At 36.1% G+C, this 24,114-nt stretch carries 25 protein-coding genes and 1 riboswitch; of the genes, 17 read left to right on the plus strand and 8 right to left on the minus strand.

What is annotated here, in order from left to right; genetic code table 11:
* Positions 1 to 160 precede the first annotated feature (160 nt).
* Positions 161 to 2,788, minus strand: a complete 2,628-nt coding sequence (gene cphA / locus PFY10_04855) for a cyanophycin synthetase (protein ID WBV57774.1) — start codon at positions 2,786 to 2,788, stop codon at positions 161 to 163.
* 199 nt (positions 2,789 to 2,987) lie between these two features.
* Here cphA and PFY10_04860 point away from each other — a divergent pair, with 199 nt between their 5' ends.
* From PFY10_04860 to PFY10_04870, 3 genes are all read left to right on the plus strand, one after another.
* Positions 2,988 to 3,875, plus strand: coding sequence for a cyanophycinase (locus PFY10_04860; protein ID WBV58920.1), 888 nt, complete (start codon positions 2,988 to 2,990; stop codon positions 3,873 to 3,875).
* A 124-nt stretch (positions 3,876 to 3,999) separates the two neighbouring features.
* A complete protein-coding gene (locus PFY10_04865; protein ID WBV57775.1) occupies positions 4,000 to 4,842 on the plus strand; it encodes an isoaspartyl peptidase/L-asparaginase in 843 nt (280 codons plus the stop codon).
* Between the two features lie 97 nt (positions 4,843 to 4,939).
* Positions 4,940 to 5,176 carry a YtxH domain-containing protein gene (locus PFY10_04870; GenBank protein WBV57776.1) on the plus strand — a complete coding sequence of 79 codons (237 nt, stop codon included), beginning with the start codon at positions 4,940 to 4,942 and terminating at the stop codon, positions 5,174 to 5,176.
* A 50-nt stretch (positions 5,177 to 5,226) separates the two neighbouring features.
* On the opposite strand, the gene PFY10_04875 is transcribed toward PFY10_04870, so the two are convergent.
* Positions 5,227 to 6,027, minus strand: coding sequence for a class I SAM-dependent methyltransferase (locus PFY10_04875; GenBank protein ID WBV57777.1), 801 nt, complete (start codon positions 6,025 to 6,027; stop codon positions 5,227 to 5,229).
* A gap of 53 nt (positions 6,028 to 6,080) precedes the next feature.
* The gene (locus PFY10_04880) at positions 6,081 to 6,743 is read right to left on the minus strand and encodes a GNAT family N-acetyltransferase (GenBank protein WBV57778.1); all 663 of its coding nucleotides are present in this window, start codon (positions 6,741 to 6,743) and stop codon (positions 6,081 to 6,083) included.
* A gap of 159 nt (positions 6,744 to 6,902) precedes the next feature.
* Between PFY10_04880 and PFY10_04885 the strand changes: the two genes are divergently transcribed.
* Positions 6,903 to 7,844: a 2-dehydropantoate 2-reductase gene (locus PFY10_04885; GenBank protein WBV57779.1), complete on the plus strand. Its 942-nt coding sequence runs from the start codon at positions 6,903 to 6,905 to the stop codon at positions 7,842 to 7,844.
* Between the two features lie 53 nt (positions 7,845 to 7,897).
* Here PFY10_04885 and hisS read toward each other — a convergent pair whose 3' ends face one another.
* The 4 genes from hisS to ssb form a co-directional block, all read right to left on the minus strand.
* Positions 7,898 to 9,265: a histidine--tRNA ligase gene (gene hisS / locus PFY10_04890; protein ID WBV57780.1), complete on the minus strand. Its 1,368-nt coding sequence runs from the start codon at positions 9,263 to 9,265 to the stop codon at positions 7,898 to 7,900.
* A 92-nt stretch (positions 9,266 to 9,357) separates the two neighbouring features.
* Positions 9,358 to 9,990, minus strand: a complete 633-nt coding sequence (locus PFY10_04895; GenBank protein WBV57781.1) for an MgtC/SapB family protein — start codon at positions 9,988 to 9,990, stop codon at positions 9,358 to 9,360.
* Between the two features lie 203 nt (positions 9,991 to 10,193).
* Positions 10,194 to 10,649, minus strand: a complete 456-nt coding sequence (locus PFY10_04900) for an HRDC domain-containing protein (protein ID WBV57782.1) — start codon at positions 10,647 to 10,649, stop codon at positions 10,194 to 10,196.
* 13 nt (positions 10,650 to 10,662) lie between these two features.
* A complete protein-coding gene (gene ssb, locus PFY10_04905; GenBank protein ID WBV57783.1) occupies positions 10,663 to 10,998 on the minus strand; it encodes a single-stranded DNA-binding protein in 336 nt (111 codons plus the stop codon).
* 172 nt (positions 10,999 to 11,170) lie between these two features.
* Here ssb and PFY10_04910 point away from each other — a divergent pair, with 172 nt between their 5' ends.
* The 12 genes from PFY10_04910 to PFY10_04965 all read left to right on the plus strand — a co-directional run bounded on the left by PFY10_04910 (position 11,171) and on the right by PFY10_04965 (position 20,615).
* Positions 11,171 to 12,067 carry an arginase family protein gene (locus PFY10_04910; protein WBV57784.1) on the plus strand — a complete coding sequence of 299 codons (897 nt, stop codon included), beginning with the start codon at positions 11,171 to 11,173 and terminating at the stop codon, positions 12,065 to 12,067.
* Positions 12,068 to 12,077: 10 nt separating this feature from the next.
* Complete coding sequence (locus PFY10_04915; GenBank protein WBV57785.1) at positions 12,078 to 12,674, plus strand: HPP family protein; 597 nt, start codon at positions 12,078 to 12,080, stop codon at positions 12,672 to 12,674.
* 4 nt (positions 12,675 to 12,678) lie between these two features.
* Entirely contained in the window at positions 12,679 to 13,023 is a 345-nt protein-coding gene (locus PFY10_04920; protein WBV57786.1) for a hypothetical protein, read from the plus strand.
* A 25-nt stretch (positions 13,024 to 13,048) separates the two neighbouring features.
* Positions 13,049 to 13,954 carry a TIGR01777 family oxidoreductase gene (locus PFY10_04925; GenBank protein WBV57787.1) on the plus strand — a complete coding sequence of 302 codons (906 nt, stop codon included), beginning with the start codon at positions 13,049 to 13,051 and terminating at the stop codon, positions 13,952 to 13,954.
* Between the two features lie 86 nt (positions 13,955 to 14,040).
* Entirely contained in the window at positions 14,041 to 16,296 is a 2,256-nt protein-coding gene (locus PFY10_04930; protein WBV57788.1) for an excinuclease ABC subunit UvrA, read from the plus strand.
* Between the two features lie 120 nt (positions 16,297 to 16,416).
* On the plus strand, positions 16,417 to 16,998 hold the full coding sequence (locus tag PFY10_04935; GenBank protein WBV57789.1) for a Crp/Fnr family transcriptional regulator: 582 nt from the start codon (positions 16,417 to 16,419) through the stop codon (positions 16,996 to 16,998).
* A gap of 67 nt (positions 16,999 to 17,065) precedes the next feature.
* On the plus strand, positions 17,066 to 17,425 hold the full coding sequence (locus PFY10_04940) for a DUF4406 domain-containing protein (GenBank protein WBV57790.1): 360 nt from the start codon (positions 17,066 to 17,068) through the stop codon (positions 17,423 to 17,425).
* Positions 17,412 to 17,993: a GDP-mannose pyrophosphatase NudK gene (nudK, locus tag PFY10_04945; protein WBV57791.1), complete on the plus strand. Its 582-nt coding sequence runs from the start codon at positions 17,412 to 17,414 to the stop codon at positions 17,991 to 17,993. Before PFY10_04940 ends, nudK begins: the two co-directional genes overlap by 14 nt.
* A 134-nt stretch (positions 17,994 to 18,127) precedes the next feature.
* Positions 18,128 to 18,709: a hypothetical protein gene (locus tag PFY10_04950; GenBank protein WBV57792.1), complete on the plus strand. Its 582-nt coding sequence runs from the start codon at positions 18,128 to 18,130 to the stop codon at positions 18,707 to 18,709.
* Between the two features lie 383 nt (positions 18,710 to 19,092).
* Positions 19,093 to 19,635 (plus strand): hypothetical protein, encoded by a 543-nt coding sequence (locus PFY10_04955; protein ID WBV57793.1) that lies wholly within the window; start codon positions 19,093 to 19,095, stop codon positions 19,633 to 19,635.
* A 52-nt stretch (positions 19,636 to 19,687) separates the two neighbouring features.
* Entirely contained in the window at positions 19,688 to 20,068 is a 381-nt protein-coding gene (locus tag PFY10_04960; protein WBV57794.1) for a VOC family protein, read from the plus strand.
* Between the two features lie 13 nt (positions 20,069 to 20,081).
* The gene (locus tag PFY10_04965; protein ID WBV57795.1) at positions 20,082 to 20,615 is read left to right on the plus strand and encodes a Crp/Fnr family transcriptional regulator; all 534 of its coding nucleotides are present in this window, start codon (positions 20,082 to 20,084) and stop codon (positions 20,613 to 20,615) included.
* A 13-nt stretch (positions 20,616 to 20,628) separates the two neighbouring features.
* Here the strand turns inward: PFY10_04965 and PFY10_04970 are convergent, their stop codons facing one another.
* The gene (locus PFY10_04970; protein WBV57796.1) at positions 20,629 to 21,090 is read right to left on the minus strand and encodes an Lrp/AsnC family transcriptional regulator; all 462 of its coding nucleotides are present in this window, start codon (positions 21,088 to 21,090) and stop codon (positions 20,629 to 20,631) included.
* Between the two features lie 154 nt (positions 21,091 to 21,244).
* A riboswitch (cobalamin riboswitch) is annotated at positions 21,245 to 21,431 on the plus strand.
* Positions 21,432 to 21,689: 258 nt separating this feature from the next.
* Here PFY10_04970 and metE point away from each other — a divergent pair.
* The gene (gene metE, locus PFY10_04975) at positions 21,690 to 23,999 is read left to right on the plus strand and encodes a 5-methyltetrahydropteroyltriglutamate--homocysteine S-methyltransferase (GenBank protein WBV57797.1); all 2,310 of its coding nucleotides are present in this window, start codon (positions 21,690 to 21,692) and stop codon (positions 23,997 to 23,999) included.
* Positions 24,000 to 24,114: the final 115 nt, after the last annotated feature.

Raw genomic sequence — 24,114 nt, forward strand, 5'->3', positions numbered from 1 at the left:
GGTAGTTATTCCTTTCGTTAATTCAAACATCAGCTTCACCATTAGACTAGAATTAATCCCTCTCTATTTTTATCTGATGAAAATGAGGGAGATTGAGAAGAGATGGACAAGCTTATAAAAGAAAAACCTCCAAATGGAGGTTTTTTCATTATATTCTTAATCAGATTTTATCGTCTTCCAGCAATTCTTTAGCCTGATACTCCTGGACAAGATCAATCGCATTTGAAATCACATCGCTCAGGGCAGTAATAAATGTTCCTTCTTCAGCCATTCCGATAGCATGTTTCAATGCCTCAATTTCTTTTGGAATAATCTCATAACTTACATCTCTTCCGGCTTCATTAATTCCGTCTATAATCAGACCGTTAATTTCCTCTTCTTTCCTTCCCCGAAGATGTTTTTCATTTCTTATGATAATGTAATCAAACATTCTCCCCGCAATCTTGCCGCATAACCGTATGTCTTCATCTCTCCGGTCTCCTACCCCTGAAATAATTCCAATTTTTTTGGTTGACTCTACATTTTTAAGATAATCTTCAATCGCCTCGTAGCCATTTGGATTATGGGCAAAGTCTATTAAAACCTTAAAATTTTTAAACTTAAATATATTCAATCTTCCCGGTGTAAGCTGTGCACTTGGAATAAATGTTCTAAGTGAATTTGAAATATCCTCAATACCAAAACCGTACAGGTAGCAGGCTAAACTTGCTGCCAGAACATTTGCGATCATGAATTTTGCCTTACCTTCCATTGTAATAGGAAAATCTTTAGCCCTTCCAATGCGGATCTTCCAGTCTCCTTTTTTAATGGTTACAAAGCCTTCTTCATACACACATGTAATTTTTCCTTCTTTCGCGAACTTCTTAATATACGAATTATTCTCGTCCAAGCTGAAAATTGCTACATTGCTGTCCAGATCATTTACAATTCGCATTGAATATTCATCATCGGCATTCATTACACTCCAGCCGCTTTTCTTTACACTATCCAATACTACTCTCTTTACTCTGGTAAGATCTTTTAGATTATGAATATCATTCATCCCCAAGTGATCTTCTTTAATATTGGTTAAAACGCCAATATCACACTGTGAAAAACCTAACCCTGAACGCAGAATTCCTCCTCTGGCAGTTTCTAATACCGCAAATTCTACAGTCGGATCTTTTAAAACAAATTCAGCGGAAAGCGGACCTGTGGTATCTCCTTTTGTAAGCATGGTATTCTGAATATAGATTCCATCTGAAGTTGTAAATCCAACTCTGTATCCGTTATTTTTAACAATATGGGAGATCAGTCTCGTCGTGGTTGTTTTACCATTAGTCCCCGTTACAGCTATAATAGGAATTGTAAAAGGTTTACCCTGTGGATACAGCATATCTACAACAGGAGCAGCCACATTCCTCGGAAGACCTTCACTTGGAGCAAGATGCATTCTGAATCCAGGAGCTGCATTTACTTCAATAATGGCCCCACCACTTTCTTTGAGTGGCTGAGTCAGATTTTCAGCCATGATATCGATACCACAAACATCAAGACCGATGATTTTAGAAATCCTTTCGGCCATGGTAATATTTTCAGGATGTACCATATCCGTTACGTCAATTGAGGTACCTCCCGTAGAAAGATTGGCAGTAGATTTCAAGAAAACGACTTCTCCTTTCTGAGGAACCGTCTCCAGTGTATACTGAAGCTTTTCAAGAAGCTCCATCGTATCCTTATCAATTTGTATTTCCGTTAAAACATTTTCGTGACCATAACCTCTCCTCGGATCTTTGTTTTCCTTTTCAATCAGTTTTCCTATATCATGTTCTCCGTCACCTACCACGTGGGCAGGTACCCGTCTGGCTGCTGCAACCATTTTATTATTAATGACCAGAACCCTGAAATCATATCCTGTAATATATTTTTCAACGATCGTTTTTTTAGAATAGTTCTGGGCATGTTGCAGACCAATTTTAGCACTTTCCCAATCATTTACATTGATAGACGACCCTTTTCCATGATTCCCATCCAATGGCTTAAGAACAATCGGATATCCGATTTTTTTAATAACCTTTTCCAAGCCTTCTTCATCCGTTACAAGGTCACCTATGGGAACCGGAATTGCCGCATCATGAAGCATCTTTTTGGTAAGCTCCTTGTTACATGCAATATCTACCGCAATTGAGCTTGTTTTACCGGTAATCGTTGCCTGGAATCTTTGCTGGTTAACTCCGTATCCCAATTGTACCAGAGAATTGGTTCCTAATCTGATCCATGGAATTTTTCTGGAAACGGCTTCTTCTACGATACTCCCTGTAGAAGGACCTAAACGAACACGTTCCCTGATTTCCTTTAATTTATGAACGCATTCACTGATATCGTATTCTTTTCCTTCGATCAGGGCTTCAGCAATTTTTACGGCTTCTTCAGCAGCATAAATTCCTGCATTTTCTTCAATATAATCAAATACTACATTGTAAACTCCGGGAGTTTTTGTTTCACGGGTTCTTCCAAATCCGGTGTCCATTCCTGCCAGGGTTTGGATTTCGAGAGCGATGTGTTCAATAACATGTCCCATCCAGGTTCCCGTTTCTACCCTATGAAAAAAGCCTCCTCTTACGCCCTCCGAACAGCGATGGGTAATCAAGGAAGGTATCAATTTTTCTATACGCTCTCTGAACCCTTCAATCTTATTGGTAGGAAAATTCTCCATCTCTTCGAGGTCCAACCGCATCTGTATCAGCTTCTTCCTTCTGATGCTCCAAATATTTGGACCACGTAAGGCCTGTATCTTCTCAATTTTCATAGTCAATTTGCATTTTTCTTGATTAATAATAACATCTTCTAAAATCAAAGATAATGTAAAACCATAAACAAAACCATAGACCATTTAAAGATTTCCCAAAAAAATTAAATATTATTAACAATCTTAAAATCCTCAAAATCAATTTATGTATAATTGATATTTCCTCGAGTACTAATAATTTTTTAAATTTGCATACATGATGAAACCTGTTGGAAAATTAATTGTTATCGGAGGTGCTGTAAATAAAGGAAGTTTTGCAGAAACCGATTATGATCAGAACATAGAAAAAAACCTTAATTTTTTTGAAAGAGGTATTTTAAGAAAGATCATTAATGAGTCTAAGCTCAAAGAAAATTCTGTAATAGAAATCGTTACTACAGCTTCACAGATCCCTCAGATTGTAGGAACGGAATATAAGAAAGCATTCGAATTTCTGGGCGCAAAAAATGTCAACATTCTGGATATCCATAACCGGGAAGAAGCCAATTCTGATGCTATGGTAGCAAGAGCCAATGCAGCGGACGTGGTGATGTTTACCGGTGGGGACCAATTGCGGCTTACATCTATCCTTGGTGGGACAAGATTCCACGATACCATTCTTTTAAAATACCAGGAGCAGGATTTCATCTATTCCGGAACTTCTGCCGGAGCTGCTGCTGCTTCAGAAAACATGATCTATCAGGGTAGCAGCTCGGAAGCATTATTAAAAGGAGAAATAAAAACCACTCAGGGTTTAGGACTTATTGATAATGTAATCATTGATACCCACTTTGTACAAAGAGGACGGATCGGAAGACTTTTCCAGGCAGTTGTTAATAATCCAAGAACATTAGGAATCGGATTGGGAGAAGATACAGGTCTTTTTATACATAATGATGTAATGACTGCTGTAGGTTCGGGTCTTGTGATTATCGTGGATGGACGTTTTATTAAAGATACCAATCTTACCAATATCAACTTAGGCGAACCTATATCCATTGATAACCTTACCGTGCATGTCATGTCGATGAACGATCATTATGACCTTACCACAAGAACATTAACGATTGAGAATTCACAATTCAATCCTATCCCACAGGACAAATAATTTGATCCCGAAAAATTGAGAGTGAAGAATTGAAAGTTTTTAGTGTATATGAACTAAAAACCTTATAATTTATAGTCAATATAATCGTAAGTTTACCACCTTCAACTTTCATTTAAATAAAAATATGAAAATAATCATCCACGGTGGTTTCTTTTCCGAAAGTGACCAAAGCCATGAAGTAAAAGTTGCCAAACAAAATTCATTAAAAAATATTGCACAAAAAGCATTTGATTATCTGCAATCCAATTCAGCTTTTGATACCGTAGCGTATGCAGTATCTCTTCTTGAAGATGATGCCCTGTTCAATGCAGGAATAGGTTCCCAAATCCAAAGTGATGGTATCATTCGGATGAGTGCAGCGATCATGGATGGAGAAACACAGAAATTAAGTGGTGTTATTAATATTCAGGATGTTAAAAATCCCGTATTTGTAGCAAAGGATTTAATGAAGGAGGAAGATCGTGTTTTAGGAGGTAGTGGTGCAAAAAAATATGCCTCAGAACATGGTTTTGAAGATTTCTCTACAGAAATTCCCCAAAGAAGAAAAGAATACGAAGCAAAAATCAATAACGGTGGAAAAGGAACTGTAGGCTGTGTAGCCATAGACAAAGATGGAAAACTTGCTGTTGCCACTTCAACCGGTGGAAAAGGGTTTGAAATTCCCGGAAGAATTTCTGATTCAGCTACTGTTGCCGGAAATTACGCCAATTCATTTTGTGCCGTAAGCTGCACTGGTGTAGGTGAAGATATTGTAAGCAATGCTACAGCAACAAAAATTGTGACCCGGGTAACTGATGGAATGAAATTGAAAGATGCATTTCATAAAACCTTTGAGGAATTAAAAACTATTGATGGCTTTGCAGGTGCGATTGCTATTGATAAAGATGGAAATATCTATCATCAGGACTCTTATCCTACGATGGTTTTTGCAAGTTTTGATGGTGAAAATTTTGAAATATTCAATTAATTTAACATTTTTTTATTACTGCTTTCATTTTTTTGGCACGCAATTTACATGATACTAAACAACAAATTTTTAATATTAATTTAAAAAAATAGAAATCATGGGAAATAAGACAAACGGATTATTAGCTTTATTAGGTTTAGGTGCTTTAGCATATTGGAAGTACAAAAAATCCACACCAGAAGAACAACAAGCTGTAAAGGACAAAATCAACAACGTTAAGGACAATGTAAACAAGTGGGGAAATGATCTTAAGAACAAAGCAAATGATGTTGCATCCCAGGTTCAGGACAAAGTTGATGAGGCAAAAACAAAAGCTCAGGACTCTTTAAGTTAAAACAAGTTTTTTTTAACATTCATATACAGAAAAGTCATCGTAATACTTATTTACGATGACTTTTTTTGTGCTTCCAATGCAAATACCAAAGGTATATGATTTCCAAATTGCGGTATTCTCCATTTACCTTTCTCAGATTCTACAATGTGTTTAAAACAAGGATAGGGAGACCAGTCAAATTCCTGAAAGTCATTTATGGTCATGTTATTTTTAATTAGATTCTGGATAACCTCTGCCAATGAATGATTCCACATCACATATTCCTGAGTAATATCGGCTGATGGATCTGCATACGTTCCGTTATATGTTTCAATGATCGGTTTTTCATTGAAATAATTATAAGCAACCCTATTAAAGTCATCATCAAACATCCAGACAACAGGATGAAATTCTGCCATGATAAACTTCCCATCCGGTTTTAAAAAGTGAGCAATAACCTGCGCCCAATGATCCAAGTCTGGAAGCCATCCTATGGTTCCATAGCTTGTAAATACAATATCGAACTTTTCATTTAAAACATTGGGAAGATCGTAAACATCAGAGCAAATAAATTCAGTATCGGTTCCACATTTCTTCGTCAAATCTCTTGCAGTAGCAATAGCTTTATCGGATAGATCAATTCCGGTAACCACAGCTCCCAGCCTTGATAATGATATTGAATCCTGTCCAAAATGGCATTGCAAATGCAGGATCTTTTTTCCTTCAATATTTCCTAAAAGTTCGAGTTCTATGGAATTGAGTGAACTTCTTCCATTTAAAAACTCATCAACAAAATAAAAATCCGATTTAAGATGGGGTTCCACCTTAGCATTCCAGGAGTTTCTGTTAATTTCTAAATAATTCTTTTCCATGATTGAACATATATGATGTGTATTGTAAACAATATTAATTATAATTCCCCGAATCAGTCATCCAGAGAATCATCGGATGGAATCACAATAGAAGTGTAAGGACTGTAAATCTCCCACCCTAAAGTTTCATATAATGATTTACCCTCTGTAGTGGCCACCAGAAAATTATTCCAGGCGCCTTTTGACAGTGCTATTTTTTCAAGTTCTTTCATTAGTAAAGAAGCAAGTCCTTTTCTTCTGTGTTTCTCATCTGTAATGATCTGATCATACACAGCCATATCATCAACAATAGCAACTCTTCCTATCGCTCCCTGCTCATTTCCATTTTTGGTCATTACCCTTACAACATGCGTAGAATTATACACGTCATGATGAATCGTGTAGTCATCTGGGAGACAACGCTTTAAAGCAACCATGGGATGAAAACATGACATCATATACTGGTCACCCTGAATTTTCCATTTTGAGGGGATTTTATCCTTAAAAGTTTCAAAAGTTGAGGAAACTTTCAGGTATACCCATGGTTCATCAATTATCTTCGACAGCTGAATAAAATCATCATTAGGTTCAGAAAACAGATATCGCTTTTTCTGCATAGGAGCATTGACATCAACAGTAAAACCGGATTTATATGGAACCGGTAAAGGTAATTCTCTTGATAACGACCATCCTTTCAACCACTTTTCTAATATTTCGGCTGAAGCTTTATTTTTCATGATAAGGCTATTAAAAATGTTGACATAAATATAATAATTGATTGATCTTATCTCACAATAAATATAGATTATATACATCTCAAAATATTAAAATAAATCACCATCTTTAACATAGTGTATTATGAAAGGCCAGGTTTTAAACAGATAAAAAATAATTTCATGAATAAAAAACATATTGTAATCATAGGTTTAGGAGGTGTAGGGGGCTATTTTGGCTTTAAAATAAGCCAGAATAATGAAACTTTCCACCAATATATCATATCATTTGTTGCAAGAGGTGAAACCTATAAAAAAGTGAAAGCGGAGGGCTTGACCTTAATTTCCACTGAACACCGATATAGTAAAACATGGGCTAATTCAGTTTATGAAAATATCGGGGAAATTGTAAAACCTGATCTTGTATTGATTTGTGTAAAAGAATACGACCTGGAAAGAGTTTGTCAAGAACTGAAAGAAGTCATTACTGAAAATACCATTTTATTACCTATGATGAATGGTGCTGATATTTATGACAGAATAAGAAAAATAATTCCTGCTCATGTTATATTGCCTTCATGTGTTTATGTAGCTTCTCATATAAAAGAAAAAGGAGTTGTAGAACATAAAGGGAAAACTGGAAAGTTGATTATTGGCAGGGATCCACAAAATTTTTCCCAAAACATAGATTGGGTAATCAATGTTCTCAAAGAAAGCAGGATCGATTTTGATTTTAAAGATGATGCCTTAACTGATATCTGGACCAAATTTACTTTTATAGCAAGTTTCGGACTGGTAACAGCTAAATACAACTCCTCTATTGGTACCGTTTGTACAGATCCTGCACAAAAAAATGAGGCAGAAGAAATAATGAAGGAAATAAAAGCAATTGCAGATAAAAAGGGGATTTTACTTGAAGATAATATCATCGAGAATACTTTTGAAAAAGCATCAGCATTTCCTCATGAAACTCCTACTTCCCTTCAATTGGATATTAATTCCGGAAAAAGAGAAAGTGAACTGGAATTATTTGCAGGAGCAATTATCAAATATGGAAATGAAAACGGAATCAAGGTACCTTTTACTCAAAAAATATATGATGAAATAAAGGCTAAGATAAAATAAAAAAAGAGTCTTCTTATCGATATAAGAAGACTCTTTTTATTTATTAATCTAGACTATCCCAAAAACTCTTCCAAAGAAACTGTTTTTTGCTCTCCGGCTTCAAGGTTTTTAAAAGTCACTGTTCTGTTTTTAATCTCTTCTTCACCCAGGAATACCAGGTTTTTAATTCCCTTTTTTTCTGCATAAGTGAATTGCTTATTAATTTTTGCACTTTCAGGATAAAGCTCGGCAGAAATCCCCTTTGCTCTGAGTTGAATAATTAGCTTTAAAGCTTCAAGTGTTTCTTCCCCTCCGAAATTAGCAAACAAATATTCTACTTTCGACGAAGCCTCTTCCGGGAAAAGACCTAGCTCTTCCATAACCAGATAAATCCTGTCTAATCCGAAAGAGATACCGATACCCGGAATATTTTTAACCCCGAATACAGCCGTAAGATTATCATATCTTCCACCACCACCGATAGAACCCATTTGAGCTTCATCGGCTTTCACTTCAAAGATAGCTCCTGTATAATAATCTAATCCTCTTGCTAAAGTAATATCGAAAACAAGATTCTGCAAATCTACGCCAAGACTCAAAGATTGCGTAAGAACAAACTCCAGTTCCTCTACTCCTTTCAATCCTATTTCATTTCCTACAAATTTCTCCTTCAGCTGAAGAAGATTTTCCAAAGCATCATCCGATTGAGAGAATAAGAAATCCAGTTTATCGATAGATTCCGGGGAAATTCCTCTTTCAAGCAATTCCTTGATTACACCGTCTTTTCCGATCTTATCCAATTTATCAAGTGCTACAGTAAAATCAATAAGCTTATCTGTAATTCCTGCATATTCTGCCAATCCGGAAAGGATTTTCCTGTTGTTGACATGAATCGTTACCGAAACTTTCAAGTCTGAGAAAGATTTCAGATACAGCTGAATCAGCTCTACTTCCTGTAAAAGACTTTCACTGCCTACTACATCGGCATCACACTGGTAAAATTCCCTGAACCTTCCTTTTTGAGGGCGGTCAGCTCTCCAAACCGGTTGAATCTGATATCGTTTGTATGGAAATGTTAATTGCCCGTGATTCATTGCCACGAATCTCGCAAAAGGTACGGTAAGATCATAGCGAAGAGCTTTGTCCGTAAGACTTTCTGAACTGAAAGGCTTATCCAATGCTTTTTGAAAATCGGTAAGCATCTGTGTCTTTTTATCTTCTTTAGCTTCATTGATGCTCGAGTTCAGGATCTTAAAAATTAACCGATCTCCCTCTTCTCCATATTTCCCCGTTAATGTCGAAAGATTTTCAAAACTTGGTGTCTCCAAAGGCTGGAATCCAAATAATTGAAAATTATTCTGTAAAATATTAATGATATATTTTCTTCTTGAAACTTCCTGTGCGGTAAAATCTCTCGTTCCTTTTGCTAAGCTTGGCTTCATTCTATAATAGGTAAATGATAAATAATAATTGATAAGTCTTGCAAAAATAAGGAATTGAAAGGACTTTTTAAATTCCGGAAGATTTTAATTATTTAAAATTTGAACTCATCGATTCCTTCATCATTAAACAGTATTTTTGTACAAGCCTCATGATTTTTCAAAGCTCCCTGTACACGCCATATGATCGTATATTTCTCTCCGATCCTCATCTGTTTACCCCTGCTAGATTTTAGTCCATATTCTTTGAAAAGGGCTTCATATTTATCCACCACTTCATCATTATAAGAAAGGGTAATCTGATAAGTATAGCGGGTTGTAATCCTATCGATAACGTTCTGTATATATTTGAAAAGGACCAAAAGTAAAACTACAGATAGGGAACCGATAAGAGCTTCCTTATAATATTCCGCACCTATCGTCATACCCAGTGCCGCACAAATCCAAATAGTCACAGCTGTTGTAAGCCCCGATACCCTGTTTTCCTCCTTAAAAATAACTCCCGCCCCTACAAAGCCGATTCCTGTAATAATATTAGCTGCAATCCGATCCGGACTTCCCTCGACACCAAGACTCAAAGATAGCATGGTAAACATACACGAACCCAATGTCACTAATATCATTGTCCTAAGTCCTGCAGATTTTAACTGGTACTCTCTTTCGATCCCGATGATTCCTCCAATTACAATCGAAAATACTATAGGGAGTATATCGTTTATACTAATCATTTATCTTTTTTTTGCCTATGTCAAATTATTATTTTTTTGTTTTATTTACAAATGTCTTATAAAAAAATATTATCAGTTTTCAGTACGTGTGCCCATTATTTACCGCTAGGTTTCATAACATAAATAGGTATGGAAAAAGCTGAAGGAATACAGGTCCCCCAGCTTTTCATTGTTTCACAATTTGTGTTTGATCAATTAATAAATCAGATACTTTCCAGAATTTCTATAATCTCTTCACCATAGTTTTCTATTTTATGTTTTCCGAAACCTTTGATGTCTAATAATTCTGCTTTTTTGGCCGGTTTATATTTTGCTACGGACAACAGCTCTTTATTGCTGGCTATAAAATAAATTGGAAGATTTTGCTCTCTTGCTTTTTCCGATCTCCATAATTTCAGGGCATCGAGAATTTTTTCTTCATCCCTATTCAGCATTTCATTTTCTGCCGAATATTTTACACTTTTGGATTCTTTTACAGCAGATACTCCTGCTTTCAGTTCTTCGAAGTATAAGACAACTGACCAGTAAAGCTCGTCATGTACAAAAGCCGTTTCCGATTTAATAATTTCATGATTTCCGAGAAAATCGTCCAATGCCTGCTGATCTGTATACAGATACTCTTCGGGCAGCCTTATTTTAAAAACTTTTACTCTCATCATCTGTGTTTTTGTATTATTTATTACCCCCTAACAGCAGGATTTCATCAACCCTTATTTCTGTAATATACCTTTTTACACCATCTTTATCATCATAAGATCTGTAGGTAAGCTTTCCCTCAATAGCAATTTCTTTTCCTTTGGGAACATACTTCTGAAGGATCTCCGCAACTTTTCCAAAGGCAATCAGATTATGCCATTGTGTTTCTTCTACTTTTTCACCTTTTGCATTGGTGTAGTGATCACTCGTTGCTAAAGACACGCTTGCTTTTACATTTCCACTGTCGAAGTTGATCATTTCTACTTCTTTTCCTGTGTAACCGATTAATGTTACTTTGTTTCTTAGTGACATAACTATAAATTTTAAAGATTAATATTATCAGATAAGAGACGTTCACTGCTTTCTCAAATCTCTGTTGCAAAGATTGCCATCCCAGCCCATTAAAGTCGGTTATAAACTATTTAAATTCATTTGTAGTCGTTTGTAAACGGATAATCCGTACCTTTGATTAAATATTCATGGTATGAAAAAAGAAATCAACATCTTTGAATTTCCTTTTAATCTAGGCCTTACTAAAAAAGAACATGAAACAGAGCCCGGAGTAAAAAAACTTCCGGATTGGCTTCGAAAACTTAATTTTCATGCTAAGCTCCATCCTAAAAATATTTTGAGACTTAATGGTCCTGACTATGCAATGGATTTTGATGAAGAAACCCAGGTAAAAAATCCAGATCGAATCATTGAATATGCCCAAAAGCAATCTGACCTGATCCTGAAAAACTATGATAAAAACACCCTCAATGTAATCATTGGCGGTGACTGCAGTATTTTAATAGGAACTGCAATCGCCCTTAAAAAGCTGGGAAATTTTGGTTTATTTTATCTTGACGGGCATACTGACTATATTCCACCTGAACTTTCACCAAGTGGTGGCGTAGCCGGAATGGATCTGGCTATCGTTTCAGGAATGGGACATCAAAAACTTACCAATATTCGTGGCCTGAGGCCCTATTTTATTGAAGAAAACATCTTCTGTGTAGGAAATGCAGAAACAGACGATGAAGACTATGTAAACCAGGTTATTAATTCAGGCGTTCATTATTATGATCTGGAAAGTCTACGTAAAAATGGTTTCAGCAAAACGGCTGAAGATTTTTTAAAAATGGTTCAACAGAAAGGTTTGGATGGTTTTTTCATTCATTTCGATGTTGATGTATTGAATGATCAGATTATGCCGGCTGTTGATAGCAGAACAGAAGATGGAATCGACTATAATAACCTCCGGGAAATTCTGACTCCATTGATTGAGAATGACCAATGTTTTGGAATAGAAATTACTATATTAGACCCTGACTACGATAAGCAAGGCGTCTACACAAAGGCATTTGTTGAAAATTTAACCCGGATAATAAAAAAATAAAGAAGAATTCATGAAGCAGAAAATAAAAAGAACACTAAGGGTTTCGAAATATGTAATTTATAAAGAAACGCTCGTCGATTACAAAGAACATTTCTGGTCTTTTTTAGGTGCATTTTTTGGAATCGGAATCATTGCATTCATCCAGTCGCACTATCTTTTGGAACAGGAGAACATTTTTCTGATCGGCTCGTTCGGGGCATCCAGCGTTTTAATCTATGGAGCCATTCAAAGTCCGTTGGCACAACCCCGGAATCTTGTAGGAGGCCATGTTCTTTCAGCATTGGTGGGCGTAACGATTTATAAAATAGTTCCCGATGTGTTATGGCTCTCGGCTCCGTTGGCTGTTGCGTTTTCAATCGTTCTGATGCAGTATACGAAAACCCTGCATCCACCCGGTGGAGCTACAGCGTTGATCGCCGTTACCTCATCAGGAAAAATTCCGGAACTGGGATATTGGTATGCATTATCTCCTGTTCTATCGGGGTGTATCATCCTGCTTCTTGTTGCTTTATTTTTCAATAATATTACCTCCAACAGAAGTTATCCTAACCATACAAGATTTCTGCGGTTGTTAAAGAAAAAGCATCAACACAAAATGAAAAAATAATATTATGAATTGTCTAGAATGTGGCGAAAAGATCATCGGAAGATCAGACAAAAAATTCTGCAATGACGCCTGCCGCAACGCCTATAACAATAAGCAGAATAAAGACTCCAATAACCTGATGCGGAACATTAATAATAAACTCCGCAAAAACTACCGTATTCTTACGGAAATAAACGTGGAAGGTAAAACAAAAATTTCACGTTCAAAGCTGGATGGCTTAGGTTTTGATTTCGATTACATCACTAACATTAAAGTTTATAAAAACGGTTCGGAATATAAATTCATTTACGATTACGGTTATAAACTTTTGGAAGATGATTTTGTATTGATTGTAAAAAATCAAACCTAAGAATACACCACCAAAATTAATATCTATGAAAGAAGTTGTTTTAATTACCGGAGCTAATGGAATGGTTGCCCGAGAGCTATCAAAAAAAATAGATCCGGAATATACGGTCCGGTTGCTGACCCGGAAAAAGACCAAAGACAATGAATACGAATGGGATATTAGTAATAGGACAATTGATGATTCGGCATTTGAAAATATCAGTCATATCATTCATCTTGCTGGAGCCAATATTTCTGAAAAAAGATGGTCGGATGACAGAAAAAAAGAGATTATTTCCAGCCGGATTGATTCTGCAAAACTTATTCTTGATACTTTAAAAAAGAAAAACATCAAGTTAAAATCTTTTATATCAGCTTCCGCCACGGGAATTTATGGAGCTTATACTTCACAGAAAATTTTCTCAGAGGAAGATGAAAAAGCCGATGATTTCCTTGGAAAGGTAGTTATGCTTTGGGAGCAAGCTGCTGATGAATTTCTTAGTCAGAATGTTGCAGAAAGAGTTGTTAAAGTAAGAACATCCATCGTACTATCTGAAAAAGACGGAGCCCTAAAAAAAATGGCAACTCCCGTGCGGCTGGGAATCGGCTCACCCATTGGAACCGGAAAACAGTATATGCCGTGGATTCATCTGAAAGATATCATCGGTATATATGAATTTGCTCTAAAAAATCCTCAGCTAAAAGGAGCTTATAATGCTGCATCACCACAACATACAACCAACGAACAGTTTACGGAAAAAATTGCAGAGGTTTTACACAAACCTTTGTTTATGCCTAATGTTCCTGCATTTGTACTGAAGATCATTTTTGGAGAGCTTTCTGTTGCTTTACTGGAAGGCTCAAGGGTTGATTCCCAAAAAATTCAGGATGCAGGCTATCGGTTTCAGTTTCCTGATCTGAGAGATTCGCTGGAAGATTTACTGAAGAAATAAGATCCACGGTCTTTTCTCAGAGGATACATGAAGAGAAAGTATCTGTTAATATTGAAGTATCTGATTTCATATCTAAATACCACATTATGAAAGACATCATTGTTACCAAAGCCAGACAGAATAATCTTAAAAATATCTCTTTAAAAATACCTAAGAACAAAATCACCGTTTTCACCGGAGTATCGGGATCAGGAAAATCTTCCCTTGTTTTTGAAACAATCGGGGCTGAAGCTCAGAGGCAGATCAATGAAACCCAAAATAGCTTCATCAGAAACCGCCTGCAACATTTTGGTGTTCCGAATGTAGATAAAATTGAAAATCTGAATGTTCCATTTATCATCAATCAAAAGAGACTAGGTGGTAACGCCCGTTCTACAGTGGGAACCGCAACCGATATTTATGCTTCTTTACGATTACTTTTTTCAAGAGTCGGTGAGCCTTTTGTGGGATATTCCAATGTATTTTCATTTAATAATCCCCAGGGAATGTGTCCTGAATGCGAAGGTCTTGGATTTGTGCAGACGGTAAATACTGAAACTCTCTTTGATAAAAATAAATCCCTAAACGAAGGTGCTATACGGTTTCCTACCTTTCAACCCGGTGGCTGGCGGCTGACCCGATATATTCATTCCGGATATTTTGACAATGATAAGAAATTAAAGGACTATACAAAAAATGAATGGGAATTATTACTGAATGCTGAAGAGCACACTCCTAAACATCCTTCAAAAGAATGGGGAAAAACGGTGAAGTATAAAGGAGTAATTCCAAGGATTGAAAACTCATTTTTAAAAAAGGACTCAAAAGAGAATATCACCAGAAAAGAAACTCTGAAAAAAGTAATCATTACTAAAGATTGCCCGGTCTGCAAAGGAAAAAGATTGAATCCAAAAGTTTTGTCCTGTAAAATTGCTGATAAAAACATTGCCGATTGTACAGCATTATCAGTGGATGAACTTCTGGTATTCATCCAGTCCATCCCCTCCAAAACCTACTCTTCCATCCTATCGGAGCTGGAAAAAAAACTTCAGAATCTCATCGATATAGGATTGCAGTATCTCACGCTGGACCGGCAGACAGATACTCTGTCCGGAGGTGAATCTCAACGGGTAAAAATGGTAAAACAGTTAGGAAACAGTCTTGTCGATCTGTTGTATATTTTTGATGAACCCAGTATTGGTCTTCATCCCAAAGATATTGACCATATTGTAGACATTATAAAGAAAATCAGAGATAAAGGAAATACAGTATTGATCGTAGAACATGATCCTGATCTTATTAAAATAGCAGACCTTGTCGTAGATATGGGACCTGCATCCGGAAAAAATGGAGGCGAGATTATGTACCAGGGAACTTTTAAGAATCTAAAAACGGCTAAAAGCAAAACCGGAATCTATTTCAGCAAAATTCCAGATTATAATAAAAATCCCCAATCAGCAAAAGGATTTATTGAAATAAAAAACGGAAGTATGTTTAATGTTCAAAATATTGACATAAAAATTCCGAAAGGAGTTATGACGGTTGTAACGGGAGTTGCAGGTTCCGGTAAAAGCACGCTGATCAATAAAATACTCCCTCTTTTTTATCCGGAATTAACCGTCATTGATCAATCTGTTTTTACGGCCAGCAGCCGTTCTAACCTACTTACTTATCTCAATCTTTCCAATACGGTCCGAAAGCTCTTTGCAGAATCAAACAATGTTTCGGATAAACTTTTCAGCCGGAACGGAGAGGGCGCCTGTCCCAATTGTAAAGGTCTGGGAATAGAAAAAGTGGACCTCGCATTTATGGATGATATTGAGCAACCTTGCGAAGTTTGTCAGGGATCAGGATACAAGCCCGAAGTTCTTCAATATCATTATCACAAAAAAAATATTGCTGAAGTGATGGATATGACCGTTTTAGAAGCGCTAAGTTTTTTTCCCAAACAAGGATTCGGACATGAGCTTACCCTGCTGATCAAACTTGGTTTAGATTACCTTACCTTAGGCCAACGGCTCGACAGTTTTTCCGGCGGTGAAAGGCAGCGTCTAAAATTAACCAAAGAATTAAACCATACTGCCAGGGTTATAGTTCTGGATGAACCCAGCACCGGACTTCATCCTATCGACAATGAAAAGTTGCTTTTATTTTTTGAGGAGCTTGTGAATAAAGATAACACCCTTATCGTCATTGAACATAATCTGGATATTATTGCTCAGGCAGACTGGATTATTGACATTGGTCCCGGAGCCGGAAAGTTGGGTGGTAAAATTATGTTCGAAGGGACTGTAGAACATCTTTTATCTGCTTCCCAGTCCCAAACGTCTAAATATCTGAAAAAACATCTCCATGGAAAATAGTAAGATATGATCTATATCGATCAAAATCTCTCAATTTAAAGGCATTTTACAGGATTTGTTGGAAAATAAATATTAATTTAGCCCGTACATTACAGAGAAATTAAAGGTCATCTGATAACCATGAATAACAGCTTAATCTTAAGGAATATATCCCGACATATATCGCTCAGCGATGATGAAGCCAATTACTTCAATTCTTTGTTACGCGAAAGGAAAGTCAGAAAAAAAGAAAGTATCCTGAAACAGCAGGAACCCTGTAAAGAAATCAGCTTTGTTCATTCGGGCCTACTGCGTGCTTTTTATCTGGATGCGACAGGTAAAGAATCCACAATTATGTTTGCCCTTCCTGATTGGTGGATCACTGATATGTATTGTTTCGTTAATGAAAAACCCGCTATGCTGAATATTGAAGCACTTGAGGATAGTATTATTTTTCAATTGAAAAAAGGAGACCTGGACAAATTGTATTCCACGGTTCCGAAATTTGAAAGATTCTTTAGAATCATGATGCAGAATGCTTATACCAGGGAACAGCTCAGGATTATTGAGAATCTCTCCCTGTCTTCAGAAGAACGTTATAATGCCTTTATCCGGAAATATCCTGTGGCGGCAGAACGTATTACCCAAAAGCAAATCGCTTCTTATCTTGGGATCACACCCGAATTTCTAAGTACCATAAAAACCAATAAAAATAAAAAATGAATACTCTTAAACTATCTTATTTTTTTTACATGGTTTCTTTCTTTATTTTACTTAAAAATAAAAAATAATGCTAATATTAATTGCCGGACCTTACCGAAGTGGTACCCACGATGATCCAAAACTCATCAAACAAAATCTGAATAAACTAGAATCAGCAGCATTGCCCATTTTCAGGAAAGGTCATATCCCGATAATCGGTGAATGGGTGGCATTACCACTGATACACCTTGCCGGTTCAACAAAGATGGGTGATGAAGCCTGGCAGGAAATACAATATCCGATTGCCCACAGAATTCTGGAAAAATGTGATGCTATATTACGGATAGAAGGAGCATCCAAAGGAGCTGATGAGGATGTAAGAATTGCTCAAGAAAGAGGACTGAAAATTTATTATCATATAGAAGATATTCCCTATGCAGAACAATAAAGTGAAGATCATAAAGACTGAAATCTTATCAGATAACTGGTACACCCTGAAAAAGGTTACCTATGAAAAGATAAAAAACGACGGATCAGTAGAAATCCAAAGCAGAGAAGCTTACGACAGAGGAAACGGTGCCACAATCCTGCTTTACAATAAAAATACAAATACGGTTATTCTGACAAAGCAATTCCGATTACCTACGTTTATTAATGGAAATTCAACAGGAATGCTTATAGAAGCCTGTGCAGGGTTACTGGATGATGACAATCCTGAAGATTGTATCAGAAGAGAAACCGAAGAAGAAACAGGCTACCAGATTTCGCGGGTAGAAAAAGTTTTTGAATCTTATATGTCTCCGGGGTCAGTAACTGAAATTCTTCATTTTTTCATTGCGGAATATTCTAAAGAAATGAAAATAGCAGATGGTGGTGGCCTTGAAGAAGAAGGTGAAGATATTGAAGTGCTGGAGTTATCTTTCGGTGAAGCATTGCAAATGATCGATAACGGGGAGATCAAAGATGCAAAAACAATCATGCTCCTTCAATATCTTCGTGTAAAAAATATTTTGTAGCATCATCTTTGCTGCTAAAAAACTAATATCATAAAAACTGAATTTAAAATAAAAATAAGTATTTTTCATTCCTGGTTTCTTAGCCTTAGAATTTCCCGAAAAGGATGTGAGAAGTACACTTAAAATTTAAAAATATGAAACGGAAATTTTCATTAATTATCTTATTATCATTATCATTAGCTGCCTTTGGTCAAAAAAAGGAAAGTGTAAGCATTAAGGAAAAAGCACTTACCGAGCAGTTCAAAAATGATTATAAAAAGAAGACTTATAACAAATTTGAAGGAAAGATCGTTGTAAAAGATAATCAGATACAATTTGATGATAAAACCATTTTCTATGATAAATCGGATAAACTAACAAGTTTAATTTTACGGGAAGGACTTATCTATCCGCAACTCCTGACCGATTATCAAATGGAAAAATTCATAGAGGAAAGTACCGACAAAACCCAGAAAAGATTTCTGCGTCTTCAGAAAAATCCCCGTGCCGGTTTCGATGTCAATAATGTAAAATTAAGCAATACCACAGAACTAACGTTCCTCGAATCCAGCCCAAAGGCCAAAAGATTCAGAGTGACCTGCAAGGATAGTAAACTGGGCAATTTAATTCAATATCTTTTTGAACTGACGAATAAAAATGCAGGTAAAGAAACTTCTATGGAAGAGTTTGTTAAAAATTCAACTTTGACCTACCTGCAGCAGCAGAGGCTAGATTAGAAGATCTTTAATTATAGCAGTGTCAGATGATTTTAAAAATTTCAAGCATCAAACAGCTTAATGTAATTTTCTTATTATTTTCAATTTATCAGATAATTGCACTAGTGTCGCTTTTTGGATGCTACCCTTCAGATATATTTTACTGTCAATATTCTATTTATGGTTTGATGATAACATATCCCATTTCAGTTGTTAGCTTTATGATTAGATTTGCTGCTAGGGATTCAGAAATAATAGTCATTATTATTCAATCATTTATTTTTTTGATCTTTGCTTTGATTTACATATTGTTAAAACGTAAAATTCAACAATCCAGTAAGGCAAGATGACATTGCTCTTGAAAATTATTATGAGAAATTCACCATAGATTATAATCAACATAAATGTTAAAAAAAACATCAACATCCCAAATAGTATTTTTTAGTGTTTTTCTAATCATTTTCTTTGTACATAATTTTGTATTACAACCGATGATCAGAGAGACCTACTTATCTTCTGATCTCAAAAATTTTGAAGAAAGCTCCTGGAAATATACAGTGATTGTATTTTTCGCTCTTTTGTCCCTAATGTTTTTCTTAACAATTAAATCAAAAATAAAAGATCTTTCAAACTTACCCATTGCTATTTTTGTTTTAGGGCTCAGTTGTTTCGCAGGATTACATCGTCCAATAAATGATCTTTTACTTTACATCAATATGAAAGTTGAGAAAGGAAGAAATTCAAAAGAATATAAAGTTGTTAATCATCAAGATTATAAGACCTTTTGGTTGAATGGTAAAACCTCAATACATGATAATAATGATTTGAATAAAGTAAATACATTCAGGCTGAAAAAAAAATTAAAACCCATTTTTGAAATGAATACCAATGATACAGTCCTTGTTCCATTGAGAAGGGGTCTGATCAATATTGATTATCTTTATTAATATTTCAAACACAGCATAAAAAATATGCAGTGTTTACATTAAAAACAAAACCATGGAAATTCAAAACATTGATCATATCGTTCTAACGGTAGCTGATATCGAAAAAACCATCTCTTTTTATACAGACATCCTTGGATTTGAAGCGGTCTCATTCGGAGATAACCGGAAAGCGCTTGCTTTTGGAAACCAAAAAATCAACCTGCATCAGAAAGGCAATGAATTTGAGCCAAAGGCACTACATGCTACTCCCGGTTCTGCAGATCTGTGCTTTATTGCCACAACAGATGTACATGATATTTTAAAAGAACTTAAAGAAAAAAACATCGAAATCATCGAGGGTATTGTTATCAGAACCGGAGCAACAGGCAAAATAAGGTCCGTCTACTTCCGGGATCCTGATCAGAACCTGATTGAAGTGAGTAATTATATTTAAAATCTTCTTGAGCATGTCCCCAGATAAAAACGCCTTGGCTAAAATCCTTAGTAATTTCGAACAGGAAGAATTACCCAACAAAACCTTGCTAACGGAAGAAGGTAAGATGGCGCGTAAATTTTACTATCTCAAAAAAGGAGTTGCCAGAGGTTGGCTTAATAATGACGGTAAGGAAATTACATTTCAGTTTTTGTTTGAAGGAAACTTTATTTCGTCTTGGGAAAGTCTGTTTTATAATTCTCCAAGTATTTATAATATCGAAACGATAGAACCCTGTACTGTATATAGCACTTCTATTGAGGATTTCAGACAAATAATTGAAAATAATCCGGACAGCAAGGAACTTTATTACAGCTATCTACAGGAACGCTTACTTAAATATCAGAAGCTCTTTATTTCCCGTATAAAAGATTCTGCAGAGGAAAGATATAATGAGCTTATAAAGCAATCCCCCGAGATTTTCCGCCGGGTTCCTCAGTATTATATTGCATCTTATCTTGGTATCACTTCTGTATCATTAAGCAGGATCAGAGGAAAAAAAATCTAGTAAGAGATCTGCTCTATATAGTAACTCCATGGTTATTCTTCACTTCTGCCATTACAAAAGTACTGTGTGTGCTTCCTATCGAGTCGACGGAACCTAATTTATTAAATACAAAATCCTGGTAGTGTTTCATATCGCGTACCTGAACTTTGAGAAGGAAATCAAAATCGCCCGAAATATTATAGCATTCCGCCACTTCGTCTATCAGTGTAATTTCCTGTACAAACTCATTTCCCACAGACCTGTCGTGGATCTTTAATTTAACCTGACAGAAAACTGTAAAACCACGATTCAGTTTCTCAGCTTCCAGGACAGCCGCATAATGTTTGATATAACCCTCCTGCTCCAACCTTTTAACACGCTCAAAAACAGGAGATGGAGAAAGATTAATTTCCTTTGCCAATTCTTTAACGGTCAATTTTGCATTTTTTTGAAGGATTCTCAACAATTGAAGGTCTTTATCGTCTAGTCTTTCCACAGGATAATATTCTTTTTTCGATTTATATTTTCAAATTTACAGAATAAATAACTCACAAATTCAATTCAAACAAAATAATATCCTTAATTTTTACATTTACACCAATTAAACATCTTAAATTAATACCTTTACAACCTATTTTGTTCTTTAACATACTTCATCAAACGGAAAAGGTTTTACTTAAGGTAGATTAATAGGGAATCGTGTGGAAATCACGAGCTGTCGCGCAACTGTAAGTAACACAACAGAGGTTTTTGTCCCTGAATATCCACTGCCACAAGCGGGAAGGATGACAAAAACTGTTACAAGTCAGGAGACCTGCCTGTTCCGAATTGACAATGCTTTCGCGGTCTGAAGCTTTTGGTCATACAGATGATACTTTTGAACGTATTGGATTGGGTTTGAAACTCAGAATTTATTTGAGTTTAAACGTAATGTTTTTTATGAAAATTAATTTCAGGTTACCAAACAACCTATCCCTCACTGGAAAAATTACGTCTATATTGTATCTTCTCTATTGCTAAAAACTATTTCCCGATTGCGTTATGAAGCATTATAAGAACTTTTAAAACCAAAATTTAATTAAAAGTTTAAAGAAAATGCAAACACACATCCTTGGCTATCCGCGAATCGGTAGCAACAGAGAACTTAAAAAAGCCTGCGAACTATATTGGGCAGGTAAAACATCGTTACAGGAACTTTTAGAGGCAGGAAAAAAGATCAGAAAGCAAAACTGGGAACTACAACAAGAAGCCGGAATTGATCTGATTCCATCCAATGACTTTTCTTTTTATGATCAGGTATTGGACATGACACTATCCGTTGGAGCTATTCCTTCCCGTTATCAGGATATTACACCAAATGAGCTAGATCTTTACTTTGCTATGGCCAGAGGCTATCAGAAAGACGAGCACGATATTACAGCCATGGAAATGACAAAATGGTTTGATACCAATTATCATTATATCGTTCCAGAATTCCAAAAAGATCAGCAATTCAAATTATTCTCCAATAAAATCGTCAATGAGTTTATTGAAGCGAAGGAAGCAGGAATTCATACAAAGCCTATTATCCTTGGATTGGTAACCTATTTATTATTAGGAAAAGAAAAAGAAGAAGGTTTTGATAAATTGGATTTAGCACAAAATCTGCTTCCGGTTTACGTCGAGATCTTAAAAGAGCTTGAAAAAAACGGAGCAGAATGGATCCAGCTGGATGAGCCGTTTTTAGCACTAGACCTTGATCAGAAAGCAAAAGAAGTTTACCAGAACATTTATGCTGAAATTGCCAAACAGTTTCCGAACCTTAAATTCATTGTGACCACCTATTTTGATGGGTTAAAAGATAACCTTTCATTGGCCACTACTCTACCTGTTGATGCACTACACATTGATCTGGTAAGAGCCCCGGAACAATTGGATGAGGTCATCAATGCAATTCCTGAAACATTAATCCTCTCATTAGGAGTCGTAGACGGAAGAAATATCTGGAAAAACGATTTCAATCAGTCTCTGGTTTTCATCAAAAAAGCTATTGCAGCATTAGGTTCTGAAAGAGTTTTCATTGCACCGTCATGTTCATTACTTCATTCTCCTTTCGATCTTGACCTGGAGAAAAATGAAAATATACTATTTCCGGAGATCAAACAATGGATGGCTTTTGCTAAGCAAAAAGTTTATGAAATTGTTACCTTAAAAAAATTAGCTTCAGAAAACCCGGATTACAACACTTTACAGGAATTAGCTGAAAATAAAAAAGCTATTGAAAACCGAAAAGTTTCAACACTAATTCATAATCAGGATGTGAAAAACCGTGTTGCTGTAACTACAGAAAGTGACGCACAGAGAAACAGTCCTTTTAATGTGAGAAAAGAAGCACAGCAGAACGCATTGGAGCTTCCTTTATTTCCGACAACAACAATTGGGTCTTTTCCTCAAACCAAAGAAGTAAGAAGCTGGAGAGCTCAATTCAAGAAAGGAGACCTGACTGCCCAAAAATATGATCAGCTGCTTAAAGAAGAAACACAGAGAACCATCCAATGGCAAGAGGAAATCGGAATTGATGTATTGGTACATGGAGAATTTGAACGCAACGATATGGTCGAGTATTTTGGGGAACAGCTCGCAGGATTTGCATTTACTCAAAACGGATGGGTTCAAAGCTACGGAAGCCGTTGTGTAAAACCACCGGTTATTTATGGAGACGTTCACAGGCCTCAGCCAATGACGGTTTATTGGTCTCAATATGCCCAGTCATTAACTCAAAAATGGGTAAAAGGAATGTTGACCGGCCCTGTAACCATTCTTCAATGGTCATTTGTACGTGATGATCAGCCTCGTTCTACCACCTGTAAGCAGATTGCTTTGGCAATCCGTGATGAAGTAAACGATCTTGAAAAAGCAGGAATCAGAATTATCCAGATCGATGAACCAGCTATCAGAGAAGGTCTTCCTTTGCGTAAGGCAGAATGGCAAAATTACCTTCAATGGGCTGTAGAAGCTTTCAGAATTTCTGCAAGTGGTGTTGAGGATGCTACACAAATCCACACGCATATGTGTTATTCCGAGTTTAATGACATTATCCACAATATCGCCGATATGGATGCCGATGTCATCACGATAGAATGCTCAAGAAGCCAAATGGAGTTATTAAATGCTTTCGCAGACTTTAAATATCCAAACGAGATCGGCCCAGGAGTGTATGACATTCACTCTCCAAGAGTTCCATCAAAAGAGGAAATGGTTGCATTGCTGAAAAAAGCACAAGCCGTAATCCCGGCAGAACAGCTTTGGGTAAATCCAGATTGCGGATTGAAAACCCGTCATTGGGAAGAAACAGAAAAAGCACTGATCGCAATGGTAGCAGCTTCGAAAGAAGTGGCTGCAGCTTATTCGACTGAGAAAGTTTAGTTAGAAGCTGATTATTATTTTTTTTATGTTGCAAGGCAGAAGTGTAAGCTTCTGCTTTTTTGTTTATTTTAAAGGTAATAAATAAAATTAAATTCTTATTATTTGGAATAAATTT

Origin of the sequence: Chryseobacterium daecheongense (genome assembly GCA_027920525.1) — a bacterium.
GTDB classification, from domain to species: Bacteria; Bacteroidota; Bacteroidia; order Flavobacteriales; family Weeksellaceae; genus Chryseobacterium; species Chryseobacterium proteolyticum.